The organism is Sulfitobacter sp. HI0040 (genome assembly GCF_001634885.1).
In the GTDB taxonomy this organism is placed as follows: Bacteria; Pseudomonadota; Alphaproteobacteria; order Rhodobacterales; family Rhodobacteraceae; genus Sulfitobacter.
The window spans coordinates 15521-28224 of record NZ_LWEX01000038.1; the positions used below are offsets into that span (position 1 = coordinate 15521).

At 59.4% G+C, this 12704-nt stretch carries 18 protein-coding genes; 1 reads left to right on the forward strand and 17 read right to left on the reverse strand.

The window, feature by feature from the left end; translation table 11 throughout:
* Positions 1 to 310: 310 nt before the first annotated feature.
* Genes A3728_RS22635 through A3728_RS04120 form a run of 4 tightly spaced genes read right to left on the reverse strand, consistent with a single transcriptional unit; the run spans position 311 to position 3540 of the window.
* Positions 311 to 2536, reverse strand: a complete 2226-nt coding sequence (locus tag A3728_RS22635) for a hypothetical protein (RefSeq protein WP_067920517.1) — start codon at positions 2534 to 2536, stop codon at positions 311 to 313.
* Positions 2529 to 2663: a hypothetical protein gene (locus A3728_RS23840; protein ID WP_269084721.1), complete on the reverse strand. Its 135-nt coding sequence runs from the start codon at positions 2661 to 2663 to the stop codon at positions 2529 to 2531. Before A3728_RS23840 ends, A3728_RS22635 begins: the two co-directional genes overlap by 8 nt.
* A gap of 2 nt (positions 2664 to 2665) precedes the next feature.
* Positions 2666 to 3094, reverse strand: coding sequence for a GTA-gp10 family protein (locus A3728_RS04115; RefSeq protein ID WP_067920520.1), 429 nt, complete (start codon positions 3092 to 3094; stop codon positions 2666 to 2668).
* Positions 3094 to 3540: a phage tail tube protein gene (locus tag A3728_RS04120; RefSeq protein WP_067920522.1), complete on the reverse strand. Its 447-nt coding sequence runs from the start codon at positions 3538 to 3540 to the stop codon at positions 3094 to 3096. The genes A3728_RS04115 and A3728_RS04120 overlap by 1 nt, the downstream gene beginning before the upstream one ends.
* Before the next feature lie 164 nt (positions 3541 to 3704).
* Between A3728_RS04120 and A3728_RS04125 the strand changes: the two genes are divergently transcribed.
* The gene (locus A3728_RS04125) at positions 3705 to 4028 is read left to right on the forward strand and encodes a hypothetical protein (RefSeq protein ID WP_067920523.1); all 324 of its coding nucleotides are present in this window, start codon (positions 3705 to 3707) and stop codon (positions 4026 to 4028) included.
* A gap of 40 nt (positions 4029 to 4068) precedes the next feature.
* On the opposite strand, the gene A3728_RS04130 is transcribed toward A3728_RS04125, so the two are convergent.
* The 13 genes from A3728_RS04130 to A3728_RS23955 all read right to left on the reverse strand — a co-directional run bounded on the left by A3728_RS04130 (position 4069) and on the right by A3728_RS23955 (position 12704).
* Positions 4069 to 4479, reverse strand: a complete 411-nt coding sequence (locus tag A3728_RS04130) for a DUF3168 domain-containing protein (RefSeq protein ID WP_067920525.1) — start codon at positions 4477 to 4479, stop codon at positions 4069 to 4071.
* Positions 4472 to 4633 carry a hypothetical protein gene (locus A3728_RS22985; protein WP_161487194.1) on the reverse strand — a complete coding sequence of 54 codons (162 nt, stop codon included), beginning with the start codon at positions 4631 to 4633 and terminating at the stop codon, positions 4472 to 4474. Before A3728_RS22985 ends, A3728_RS04130 begins: the two co-directional genes overlap by 8 nt.
* Entirely contained in the window at positions 4633 to 4971 is a 339-nt protein-coding gene (locus A3728_RS04135; RefSeq protein WP_067920527.1) for a hypothetical protein, read from the reverse strand. Before A3728_RS04135 ends, A3728_RS22985 begins: the two co-directional genes overlap by 1 nt.
* Positions 4972 to 4973: 2 nt before the next feature.
* A complete protein-coding gene (locus tag A3728_RS04140) occupies positions 4974 to 5324 on the reverse strand; it encodes a hypothetical protein (protein WP_067920529.1) in 351 nt (116 codons plus the stop codon).
* Between the two features lie 21 nt (positions 5325 to 5345).
* On the reverse strand, positions 5346 to 5681 hold the full coding sequence (locus A3728_RS04145) for a phage head closure protein (protein ID WP_067920531.1): 336 nt from the start codon (positions 5679 to 5681) through the stop codon (positions 5346 to 5348).
* Entirely contained in the window at positions 5678 to 6253 is a 576-nt protein-coding gene (locus A3728_RS04150; RefSeq protein WP_067920533.1) for a head-tail connector protein, read from the reverse strand. Before A3728_RS04150 ends, A3728_RS04145 begins: the two co-directional genes overlap by 4 nt.
* Before the next feature lie 4 nt (positions 6254 to 6257).
* Positions 6258 to 6659: a hypothetical protein gene (locus A3728_RS04155; protein WP_067920535.1), complete on the reverse strand. Its 402-nt coding sequence runs from the start codon at positions 6657 to 6659 to the stop codon at positions 6258 to 6260.
* Between the two features lie 63 nt (positions 6660 to 6722).
* Entirely contained in the window at positions 6723 to 8012 is a 1290-nt protein-coding gene (locus A3728_RS04160) for a phage major capsid protein (protein ID WP_067920537.1), read from the reverse strand.
* 11 nt (positions 8013 to 8023) lie between these two features.
* Entirely contained in the window at positions 8024 to 8875 is an 852-nt protein-coding gene (locus A3728_RS04165) for a head maturation protease, ClpP-related (protein WP_067920539.1), read from the reverse strand.
* Positions 8847 to 10106, reverse strand: a complete 1260-nt coding sequence (locus A3728_RS04170) for a phage portal protein (protein ID WP_067920540.1) — start codon at positions 10104 to 10106, stop codon at positions 8847 to 8849. Before A3728_RS04170 ends, A3728_RS04165 begins: the two co-directional genes overlap by 29 nt.
* Positions 10107 to 10116: 10 nt before the next feature.
* On the reverse strand, positions 10117 to 11910 hold the full coding sequence (locus A3728_RS04175; protein ID WP_236628164.1) for a terminase large subunit: 1794 nt from the start codon (positions 11908 to 11910) through the stop codon (positions 10117 to 10119).
* A gap of 156 nt (positions 11911 to 12066) precedes the next feature.
* Positions 12067 to 12447 carry a hypothetical protein gene (locus A3728_RS04180; RefSeq protein WP_067920544.1) on the reverse strand — a complete coding sequence of 127 codons (381 nt, stop codon included), beginning with the start codon at positions 12445 to 12447 and terminating at the stop codon, positions 12067 to 12069.
* 122 nt (positions 12448 to 12569) lie between these two features.
* Positions 12570 to 12704: an HNH endonuclease gene (locus A3728_RS23955; RefSeq protein ID WP_443069422.1), complete on the reverse strand. Its 135-nt coding sequence runs from the start codon at positions 12702 to 12704 to the stop codon at positions 12570 to 12572.

A 12704-nucleotide genomic window follows, 5' to 3' on the forward strand; every position in this document is an offset into this window, starting at 1 on the left:
GCCCCGGCGGCGGTCCACTCTAGGATCGTATTGCGCAGATCACCTCGCGGGCCTTGCAGCCCCCATGGGCGGCACCGAACCCGCACAAGCTGCGGCCCGCCTGCCCACATTCGATTGAGCATCCGCACATATCCCGCGCCCGCTTGGTCTGGACCGTATCCTGCCACGTTGGCTGATGCCACGCGCCGCGCCCGCTGCGCCGATGATGTGCGCGGCCTGCCTTCGATAAGCCCCACAGAGCGCGATTGCGGGTATATTTCTGCCAATTCCCACCCGGTCAGACCGAAAGGCGGCCATGCGATTACGTCCGTCATGGCGTCCATCCCGACTTGCTGTTGCGGAATGACGCCTGCGCCCGGTTTACGGACTGCGCAGCAATGCCCGGGGCCGCGCGCTGCACAACCCCACCGCTGATCTGCTCCACCTTGGCCTGCCAGTTGCCGTCCTGATCGACGTACACGCGCACATCCATTTGACCGCCGCCGCCCATAGCCTTCGCTGTATCCTTCGTGGACGTGACCATGGCGGGGCCTCGGATAATCTCGGGGCCGTTCTCGCCAGCGATTCCGAACTTGCCGGAGGGGATGCGCCCGCCCCCGTCAAACATCCCCGCGAAGATGCCGCCCAGCAATCCGCCGAAACCGCCTTGGCTCTTGGAGCCGCCTGCGAACATGCCCTCCCCGAACAGCAAATATTCAAGCGCCGCGCGCTTGATGCTGTTGGTGAACTGATCCATCGCGTTCGCGCCGCCCATGGCCGCGTCAATGATGCTGTCCTTCCACTCCGACTGCACCTTTTCCATCGCGGCGATCTTGTCGCGGGCGAGATCGTACTGTTCGGCCAGCTTGCCGACGTTCGCGGCCTCTGCGTCGATCTTCTGCGTAAGGTCTTCGGTGATATCCAGACCGCGCCTTTTCGCCTCTTCAAGCAGACGATGCTTGACGGTCAGCGCGGCCACTTCGCTTTTGGACTTCCCCAGCATGTCAATCTGCTGGCGCAGCTTTTGCAGTTCGTTCTCTGCGATGCTGAACAGCGGTTCCTGCTGGCGACCGCCGCCGCGACCTGATCCGGCGCGCGAACTCTTGCGCCCACCGCTGCCTGATCTTCCCCCGCTGGTGCTTACTTTGGGCTGGGGGCGACCGCTCCACGGCGTCGTGTCGTAGCCCTGATCCCAAACCGTCGCGCGGGTGTTGTTCGGATTGCGCGGGTCTTCGGCGTCAAGGCCATTATTATTGACTGCGTTCGCCCTAGCCGCAGCGGCACGCGCATTTGCCAAACGGCCCGCAATTTCCAGTGAAATGCCGAGGTTTTCGGCAAGCCGAGCCGCCTCGTTCGCACCTGCGCCGATGTTCGACGCAACATCAATTTTCGCGAGATTCAGCGCTTGGATTGTCGCTTCCAAGAGTTGGTCATAGAGGGCCTTCCCCTCATCGCTTGCTTCAGAAAGTCCGTTAGACGCGCCGTGTATGTGTTCTGTAAGTTCGGATATGGCCCGAGCCTGCTCTTCCGGCCCTCTTGCTTGCCCAATGGCTGCGAATTTTTCAACAACCCCTCTGGCTTCGTCTTCCGTGATCCCTAAAGCCTCTTCAAGGTCGGAAATGTTATCTTTCACCTCATTCAACTTGTCACTGTTCTGCTGTAGACGCTCTAGCTCCGAATTGGTTGCGGCCAGTTGGCTATCGGAAAGATTAGAAGCGCCTGCGTTCTGGATTTCCTGAATTCGGGACTGAACAGCGCCAATCGTCTGGTCTAGTTCCCTGATCTCTTCGGGAGTGAACCCAAACACACCGGCGACCCCAAGTTCCCCGGCAATTCCGCGCGCGGCATTGTCCAGGGCGGACCGCGCGCGGATCGCGGCGATCTGCTGGTTGATCTCGAAGACCTTCTTGGCCTCGCTCGCCATGGCCCCAAACTCGGCCACCATATCGACGCCGGATAGAGAATTTGCCTCCTGAACCGCTTGGATGCTCTCTTTCAGCGCCTTCAGTTGATCTTCCAAAGAAGCGGCTGCTTCGCCGGTCGCCAGAAAATACCCGGCAAGCGGCGCTCCGACCGCCAAGGCCGCGCCAAGAATAGCGCCGAACGGGCCGAACACACCGAGAAGCTGCGAACCCTGCTGCGTGAAGGCGGTAAGGGCTGACGTGCCACCCTGCACCTGAACCGCGAAGTCACCGACCTGATAACCGGCCTGCTGGAAAACAGACCTGTTCCGTGTGAGAAAACCGGTCTGCGCCGCTACAGCGCTGTTCATCGCGACCACCTTGGACTGTGTGCCGGTGATCTTCGCCGCTGTCTGGTCGTACTCACGCTGCAGAAGGTCCATGCCGGTCGCGTGGCGCTTGGCCGAGATGGTGCCTGCTTCCAAAGCGGCATTTAGCTGGTCTTGCTTCCGTCGCGTTCTTTCTTCCGCTGCCGCCAAGGGATTGAACTTGCGCTCCAAGCGGTCAATCGCCGCCGCCGCAGAGCGGGCGTTCTTTTCAAGGCGATCCTTTTCGAGGTCTATCAGGATCGCAATGCGTTCTGTGGGTTCAGCCATATTTCGCCTTTAAATCCTCGAACTGATCCCATGTGGGGGGCTGCGGCTTGTCGCTCGCGTGGGCTTCGTTCCAGCCCTCTACGAAAAGCGACCAGTCCAGCGGCGTCATTTCTCGCCACTCGGACATGCTCAGTCCTGCAACGATTGCGCTTTTGATTTTCGCTTTCGCGTCGTAGCTTTCCGCCCTGTCTTCGGAGACGATCCAGCTAGTTCTGCGTCTTTTTTTTTATCTTCTTCGGACAGGTAGATCGCGCCGACCAAATCCATCGCCATGCTGCGAATGCGCGGGTTTTCATGGGGCGGCAGATCATCGACAATCTTGTCTGCGGTCCTGTCCGGTAGCCCGCCCCCTACTAGGCCGAGCGCAATCAGATCGCGACAATGGCGAACTTGCGGCGCATCACCTTTACCAAAGAGCGACTCTACCACAGTGAAAAAGCCGATATTGTGCTGCCGCTCAAACCGCTCGATTTCGCCATTGCGCAGAACCAGCGGGCGACTCTCGCCGCCAAGCTGTTCAATCGTTCCACCCGCCGGGGCGCTTGCCGTGATCGGCATTAGACGGCAGCGGTGAAGGTGACGGGGCCTGTCGAAGCGAGCGCAAGGCTGTACGTCACAGCGCCTTCCTGCTCGCCGCCGAACTCGATGTTGTTCACGTGGAACGCGCCTTCGAAGGTACCGAACTCCGGCACGATGACTTGGAAGTTGCCGATGGCATCTGCGGTATCAGCGGCCCCGGTGCCGTAGGCAATGTCATGGAACCGGTCAAGCGAAGTGCCGCCCTCGAAGATGCCGTTGCCGGAAACCTCGACCGACCGCATCCCGGTCATCACTTCCTGCCAGAGTTGGCCGCCGGGGTTCGTGCAGTCCATCGTGGTTACATCGAAGTTGTTGTTGTTGACGGTCATTGTCTTGGATTGGATGCCGCAGAGCGTCGAAAACGCTTCGGTCGCCAATCCATCGCCGATCTTGATCAGCAGCAGTCTGCCAGTTTGCTTTGCCATGGTTAGGCTCCTTCATGGGATATGGACGCCTCACGGCGTTCGGTCCTGCCTTGCCCAAGGGCCGGATATGGGCTTCGATTCCCGCAGAAGGGGAAAAGAATTGACGGGGTCTCGCGTTCCCGTGTTAACCTTTTGTTTACCTTGGTTAACAAAATGGTGAACTTATGAGATTTCCTGTTGTCTTCATGCTGTTGGCGGTTGCCGCCTGCGCGAAACAGCCTGAGCAGATCGGTGCAGTAGATATCGGCCCGAACCCCTACCTTCGTTTCGGGTGTGATTCCCTAGCGAAAGAACACTTGGCGCTTGACCAAAACCTTGCAAATCTCAGCGCCGCCCAGAAAAGCGCCGCCGGGGCGGATACACTTGGTGTTCTCCTTCTTGGCCTTCCAATTTCCAGCATGTCAGGCAATGACAACGAAGCGAAAATCTCCATCGTCAAAGGTCGTATTCAGGCCGTCGAATCCGTCCAAGCGGCCCGAAAGTGCTAAATGAAAGATGTGATAGCAGAGGCGGAAACCTCTGCTATCATCACCCATCCAAGATGGCCGAAAACGCGATGACAGCCGTGTAGCTTTTTCCGTCGCTGTCCTGCGTGACTTCCTGCGTGATCCACTGAAGCTGCACCAGCGTGAAGCCCGTTACCGTCAAAGCCGCTTCATCCAGTGCCTTCACGACCGCTTCGGCGCATCGGGTGGCCTCTACCCGGCCGGATTTTGACGGGCGGCTATGGGCCTCCACTGCGAAGGTGATCGACCCTGCCGACTTGCCGTCTGTTCTCAGGGGGCGCGGCTGGATTCCTCCGATCCTGATGAACGGTCGTACCGCGTCCTGCGGGGGCTGGTCGTAGATGCGCCCGCCGACAATGGTGGACGCGCCCGCATCGGCTTTCAAAGCACCGACAAGCGCCTTTTGCAAGGCGAGCGCGTAGCCGTCAGCCATCTGCGTCTTCCACTCTCAGGTATTTTTTCCAGCGCCCTGTATCAACACGGCCCAAGGTCGCCTTTGAAACAAAAAGCCCAAGCCAAAACAGAGGATCGCGCACCGCCGCGTTGGCATCAACAGAGACATTCAGTTTCACGTTATTCTCAGCCATCACTTCACCGCCTTGATCGCATCACGCAGGGCCTTACGGGCGCGGGCCGTGCGCTTTTTCTTCGTCGCCTGAATGGCGGGGTTCACGAAGGGACGCGGACCCCGGTTGCCCTCGATAACCTTTGCCTTCTGCCCGAAGTCGATAAGCTGAGAACCATCCGGCCCCGGCAAGTTGCGGATTGCCGCGCGGCTTGCGCCAGACTTCTCCGGGATAAGCACCTTCGCTAAGTCCACGATCATTTCCGCGTTTTCGCGGTTCGCTTTCTCGAACTGCGCCTCGATCTCAGGCGTGATCCGGCCCAAGAGCGCCTTTGTCTCATTGAAGCCGGTCTTTTTCATGCTCAGAACTCAAGGAGCGTTGCGACGAGACCCGTCCCGCCGGTGATCGCGATAGTCCCGGCCAGATAGGCGCTGATGGCATCCAGCCGAACCACCCGGGCCGCACCGACCGGGATTGAGCCGACCGCGTATCCGCCGCTGATGTCCACCGCCCCCACGCCAGCAACGCCAACCGTGGATGCACCGTCACCGTCGATGACCGGGGAAAGCGACCCGGCAGTCGGGTTTCGAAGCACCAGAAGCGCCCGCTTGTTCGGGGTGTAGGCGAAGGTATCGCCCGCACCATCCAGAGTGATTTGTGTCGCCGTGGCTGCCGTAGAAGCGCCCGCGTCTGTCGCTGTAATCGTCGCCATGTCTTATCTCCTGATAGGGCGCTACTGCGCGACCCCAGATTCAACCAAAATATCCAGCATCGCGCCCTTATCATCGGCGTGCGCAATGCCCCGAATGTTCCATGTCTCGCCCCGCGCGACAGCTTGATCCGCTTCCGTCAGCCCATTGGCCTGCGGGCTTGTTCTGATGCGGATTGTCGCCGTGCGGACGTTCTCCACGGCCCCCGCCTCTACGCGCTCCTTGCCGGTCGTTTCGCGCACGTTGCCCCAGACAGTGAACAGCGGCGCGAACTCACCCACTACGTTGCCGTAATCGTCTATTTCCTCGCCCTGCCGGTTGAATGTCACCCGGTGGCGCAGGCGGCCCGCGCCCTTCATGGGCTGACACGCCGGTACGGCGCGATAAGCATCTCATGCGCATTGGTGGGCTGCACCCCGTCCGCCATCGTCTCCCGATATTCGTAGAGTGTCCCGATGTGGAGCAGGATGGCCGCCTTGATCGCTGAAGGCACGTTTGATGCTACACCGAAACCGGCGTCGAACGTGATGCTCACACCGGTCACGTCAGGCCCGATGCTCGGGCGCGCGAACGCATCCTCGAACCGGACATATCCGCCAATCGCATCTTCCTGAATCGTATAGAGACCCGGCGCGACTGTCTGCGCCGCCCCATCAAGATCAACGTATGAAACCGCAACCGATTGGACATCGGGGAAGGGCAACCGCATGATCCGATGCCAGTGGTCGTATTTCTGCACCCATGTTTGGGTGACGATGCACCGCCCCAGAATACCGGCCCTGCCGTCAAGGTGCGCCGTAGCGGCGGCAACAAGCCCGGTAATCAGGCCGTCTTCTGCTGTCACCTCAGGCTCCACCCGAAGGTGCGCCTTGGCCTCTGCCAGCGAAACTGGTGTTTCAGCCGGCGCCGTATTCAAAACGGGGCGGTGCATGTTATCAGGCTACCGGCGCGTCGTTGGGGTGGCCGCGAATGACCTGCGCAGCCATCGGGAAGCTGGGGCTGGTGCCGCCAGTTGCCGAGACTCGCACACGCAGATAGCGCTTGTTGCCGACATAGCCCCGGCGGTAGACCGCTTCATCGGTCGTGCCGGTGATCTGCGCCAGTTGATCGCCACCCAGAAGGTCGGACATAGCCACATCCGTGAACGTGGTGTCATCGTCCGATTCCTGAAGCAGTACGGTCATTGTCGGGCTTGTGCCGCTTCCTGCGCCAATGTCGATCACGCACAGGGCGGCATTGTAGCCCTGAAGATCAACGCTCGCGCCGTTCAGAGCGGCGGTGACGGCCTGCGGTGCAATCGACTGCGACACGCTGACGCCAGAATGAAAATCCTTCATCGGATCATCCTTTCGTTATTTTCCATGATGAATGCGCGGGCGATTAGCCGCCCGCGCCAAGGCTTAGGAAGTCGCGACTTTCAACAGCTTGATTGCTTCGAAGTTCTGAACCCCACCGCCAACGCGCTTCGTGGTGTAGAAGTGCACGTAAGGCTTGTTGGTATAGGGGTCGCGCAGAACCCGGATGCCGAAGCGGTCAACGATCAGATAACCACGCTGGAAATTGCCGAAGGCAAGCGGGAAGGCATTCGCCCCAACCGCATCCATATTGTCATCCGTGCGCACCGGCTTGCCGAGGAACGTGGGCGTTTCACCTGCGTTGGTCGGGTTGCCCCAGAGATAGGTGCCGTCGCCGTCCTTGAACTTGCGCATCGCCCCTGCGGTCACGTCCGAGGTGAGCCATACCGCGCCGTTGCGATATTGCTCTCTCAGGCTGTAATACAGGTCGATCATGGCATCAGCGCCATTGTTCGACGCGTTCGACAGCGCAGCTGCAACGCCAGTGGGCGTATAGCCGAGCTTGCCCCATTCGTAGTTGGCGTTGGGTACGTTCGCATAGGACAGCAGCCCACGAGGACGCTTCACGCCGTTGCCGCTGATGAAGGCAGCGCCTTCCTGCTCGGCAAACTCGATTGCAACCTCATTGCCCAGCCATTGAGCGATGTCCACGCGGGCATCGTCCAGCATCGTCTGCGTTGCCGCCGGGTTGGCGTAGATCTCCATGACGTTGAAGATCAACTCGCGCAGAGTCGGCGTGGCGGTTTCGGGTCGATCTTCTGTCTCTCCGACCCAGCCGGAACCTGCACCGCCCATGCTGACCAGCTTCTTGAACGTGTCCGTCGAAATGGACATGACCGAAGCAAGGTCGCGCATGACGGATACTGTGCCAGCAACGCGGTCGATGGTTTCCGACATTTCCTCGGGAACCAGATAGCCGCCGTCGGGGTCCGACTGCGTGGTCAGAGACGCCTTGACTTCAAGCGCGCCGAGGTCAGCGTCCGCAATGGCACGATCACCCTTACGGAACCACTTGGAAAACACCTCTGCATGTTCGCGCTTTGCAGGATCTGCGACATTGCCACCTGCCCCGCCCGCTTTCAGCGCGGCCATGGTTGCGTTGACATCATCCAGCGCCTTGTTCAGCGATGTGATGTCTGCGTTGATGCGGTCCACCTTTTCGGATTGGACAACATCCTCCTGCCCTTTTTTGAGGGCTTTGATCTCGGCATCGTTCTCGGCCTTGAATGCTTCGAAGGTTTTCGAGAGTTCGGCCAGAATGACCTTCGGGTCGCTCATGTCCGCACGGACTGAGACGATCCCACGCGCGCGCGGCGCACGGAAATGCTGGGTCATGATAATCTCCTCTATGACCTGATTGCAGCGATTAGACGCGTTGCCGCGTCCGTCCAGTCGTCAGCGCCGGGCGTGACGGTTGAGGCAGCGTCCTGCGTGCCCCCTTTCGCCTCGGCCAGAAGCGCTCGGCGTTCCGACCTTGGCATTCCACCTCTTGCCAACGCAGCATCCAGCTTGCGCAGCGAGGTTGTCTGTGTCTGAGCCGAGGAGGCCGCCAGCTTCGGCATCTCAAACTCGGCATCCGCGAAGCCCTTCGCGATGGCATCTTCGGCGGTCATATAGGTGCCATCGGAGGCGCGGGTTGGCCCGTCCAGCATCGCCATGATTTCCGGCTCCTTCATGCCGGTTCGCGCGGAATAGATCGCTGCCATGGAGGCGTCGAAAGTCTCGAAAACGTTTGCCGCATCGGAAAAATCGTGGCGGTTTCCAATGACTGCCCCCCAGGCATTGTGGATCATCATCACGGAGCCAGTGCCCATCAGCACGCTGTCGCCCGCCATCGCAATAATGGACGCGGCGGATGCGGCAACACCCATGACTTTGACAGTCACCTTGGCAGGATGCTCCCGCAGAAGGTTGTAGATCGCCAGACCCTCGAACATGTCCCCGCCGGGGCTGTTGATGTTCACCGTAACCGCATTCGCTCCGATGGATCGAAGCGCCGCGCCAGCGCGCTTCGCGGTGAAACCATCGCCCCACATATCCTCCCCGATGACATCGTAGATCGAGATGGTGTTCGGTTCGTCGGCTTCTGCGGCGTTGGGCTTTTCGGACCATTGCTCAAGAGCGTCCGATGGCGCATCCCAGACATAAGCCGAAGGGCGCTCGAAAGCCTTAGCTTGCGGTAGGTTCTTCAGGCTCATTGCTGTCTCCATTGTCTCCGCCAGCCGTATTCGGCGGGTCGTAGTATTGCCCGCCCTCGCCGTCTTCACGGGGATTGAGGTCTTCAAGGGCGCGTACCTCGTCAGGACTCATGACGCCCCATTGCAGGCCCTTCACGTAGGACTCCCACCGGGTCTTCATGTCGCCACGGACCAGCGCTGCGCGGTTGAAGCGGGCGTAAATCTCTGAATCATCGTCCGCGACCAAATCGCGGTTGATCGTTTCTTCCCAAGCGGTCAGGTGGTCTTCCAGCGTGTAGGTCACAAAGCCGATGGACTGTTGTTCAATGCCGCTGCCCCAGCTGGTGCTTTTCTCGGTGTCCCCGATCATGTGAGGCGGGACGCCAAAGAACATGGCAATGTCCGAGCGCGAAAACTTGCGACTCTCGATCCACTGCGCGTCTTCTGCCGTCATCGACAAAGGCCTTGCTTCCATCCCCTCTTCAAGGATGAGCGCCTTACCCTCGCTTTCGCCGCCTGACCTGTAGTTCTCCAAGCTGGCCCTTAGGAACTCAACACCTTCAGAACCGATCTTCGCGGGGTGCTGAAGCACCATGCTTGGGCGTGCACTGTTCTTAAACGTGGTCGATCCGTGGCGCTCCTGCGCCATGCTCAAACCGATGGTTTCCCGGGCGAAGGTGATCGGCGAAACACCCGTCACGCCGTCCAGCGTCATTCCGACAAGGTGGAAGACTTCCCGGGGCGGCAATCCGATGCGCGAACCGTTCCGGCGCGTGTACGTGTATTGAATCTCGCCGCTGTCCGCCTGCTTCACTTCCATGCGGTCAGGGTCCAGCGGTACAACCGAAACAACACGGTTCCTCGACCACGCGATAATGGCGTATGCGTTCCCCCTCAAAAGGATCTGCGCCTGCATCTGGCGGCGAAACTGAGAAGGCGTTTGCCATCCGTTCGGTTTCCGCCTCAACACGGTCCATAGCGCCGTGTCGGCGGCGTCCTCCCTGACTTTATCGCTCACCCTGCGCTTGACGTGCAGGGGCAGGTTTGCGACCGCGCCCGAGATGATCCGCACGCAGGCGTAAACCGCAGAAACTTGCATCGCAGAATGCGGTGTCACAGAAACGCCAGCATTCGTGCCAGTGTTCGCGGTGCGAATTGCTTCCTCGATATCCCTCGCCGTTACGATGCGCCCCCCATCAGCCGACTGCACAGCAGCTTTCGGACCGCCTTGCAGCCATTGGAAAAAGCCCATCACGTCTCCTTCAGAGTACCAGCGCGCCGCGTTCCGCGTAGACCGAGGGGCCGTTACCCTCATCCCGAGCGGTGGCCGCTCCAACCGCCATTGCCAGCGCAACCGCCATGTCGATCCGCCCTGTTGCTTTATGCTTCGTAAAGCGCCGCAGATCGGCGGGGGATGTGTCAAAAGTAGCGGAAGAAACCGCAGAGCGGAGTGCAGGGTTAACGTGTACCCGCAATCTGCCTTCCATGATCAACGTCTCAAGTTCGTCTACCGACCCCGGCATCCAGAGTGTTACCTCAGTTCCATCCGGCGCATCGCGCTTCCGCTTGTTCCATCCCTGCGGATGGTCCAGCATGGGGAATGATGCCCCCATATCGCCGCAAACCGCCTCAAAATCAGCGATCAGAAAGTTGTCATATGCGACGAAATCCAGATCGAACGCTTCGGAATCGTCAATCAAGTCCTGCGCAACAAAGTCTAGTCGCGTCTTTTTGCCCGGTGTTGCCGTCAGGAACCCCGCGTCAACCCACAAATCGTAGGGCGCACCGTCGCGCTCGGCCCGCGCTTTAATGGTATCGGCTGGCGTGTAGCCATGAACGAACGCCGCGAAGCATGGCTTTGCAGGAACCATTTGATGCGTTTTCTCGTCAAAGTGTGGATCGGAGAATCCGTCCTCGAAAACCAGCGCCTTGGCCGTGAGGTCGGTTTTCGCTGATAAGTCCAATCCGGCAAAAGCACGTTTCCCCTTGAATTGTTCAATCTCCATCGTGTGGTCTTCGATGCTTTCCCACATCTTTCGGCTGATCCACGCGCTTTCAGCGTCGGTCCATTCGCAGAAATGCAAGCGCCGGATGCCGTTGGCCTTCGCCGCGATGTCCTTGGCCTGCTTTACCTGAAGCGCCAAATAATCTTCGGTGATCGTCACCCCTAAGAGCGGGTTGGCCTTGATCCAGCACGAAGGATCTTCAAATGGCTCATCTTCCTCATCCAAAGCGCAGACGTAGGAGAATGTTGTGTCGTCTTCCACATCCTGAGCCGCGACCTTTACCGCGTGTTTGCGCTCGGCCCAGCAAATTGACTGGCGGTCAGATCCGCTGTTCGTAATCATCACAAGCAACGGCTGCTCACGGAATTTAAAGCCCCGCTCAAGAATCTCGATCACACCGCCGTCTGGGTGTTCGTGCACTTCATCGCAGAGGGCGAAGTGAGGGCGCGGGCCAGAACCCGTTTTTTTTGTCTCGCGCGATACCGGGCGAAAGAAGCTGCCAGATTTCATATGGGCAAGATTGTATTCCCGCCCCGGCCCACCGCTGCGCCGTATCACCTTATCAAGAGACGGCGATTGATTGACCATCTTCACCGCGTCGGTGAATAGAATGCCCGCCTGCTCTTTGGTCGCGCCAGCCGCGTAGATCTGTGCCCCGGCCTCGCCATCTGAAACCATGCCGTAGAGGCCAATGGCCCCGACCATGGGTGACTTGCCGTTTCCTTTGCCCTGCTCGATGTAGGCGCGCCGAAAACGCCGCTTGCCGGTCTTCTCCACCTTCCAACCAAATAGAGACCCGCAGATGAATTGCTGCGAGGGCTGCAAATTGAACGGCACCCCGTCAAACTGGCCTTCACTCAGACGCAGAACGGTAGAGCAAAAACGAAAAAACCGATCCGCTGCCTCCGCGTCAAAGTAGATGCCACGCTCATGTCCCGTCACCATGTCATCAAGGTGGCGCTTCGCCGCGTCCCTCACGTGTGGACCCGCTACAATCTCCCCGTGCTCAACAGCCTTGGCATACGCCGTGACCGGATCGTCAGTGGACAAACTTCGACCTATAGACGCCATATAACTGTGTGAATGATTTTCTCCACTCACCTGCCGCGAATTGCGATTCAGTGTAAAACTTTGAATCCCAGCAGCCTATAACGTGCCGCCCCACGACAAGGACGCGCCCCTTGGAAAGCTCACGCGACATAAAATTCATTGCAGAAACTCCGCACTTGGATCAACGCCGTCATCCTCCGGCGCATTCACCTTAGAGCGATCAACAGGTGTCCCGCCCATCTGCCCCAGCGTCATTCGCATCTGCGCGTAAACCGCAACTGGCGTTTCCGCCCCGTGCGTCCGCATCAGGTCAGTCAGCCGAGTGGCCACTTCGACAATCCCGCGATCAGAACGACCAAGCCAAGGATAGTCCGCGTTGAACTCATCCCAGATTGCCTTCTGCTCTTTCGTGAACCGCTTCGGAGCCGGTCCAAGGCTCTTCACTTTCGGGTTGGACCGGCCTTCAAACCGTCCTGCGTTCTTGGCAACCGCACCCGTGACTTTCGCCACTTGCTGCGGCAACCTCGGTCGGGACATATTCAAATCCTCTGTTTTGTGGATGTGAGAATTACACTTCCGACTCCGGTCAGGAGTTCTAAACCCCTAGACTTTTGATAGCCCCCGCCCCCTGAGCGCCCCATACAGCGCCGTTTCGGGCATCAGCCTATCGGCCACCCATCAGCGCCTATGGTGGGTCTGTAGCCTGCGTCTGCGCGGGTCTTAGCCTTATGGCAGTCCGTGCATATCGCTTGGAGGTTTTCTTCTTCGTCGTCGCCGTCCTTGTGGCGAGGGAT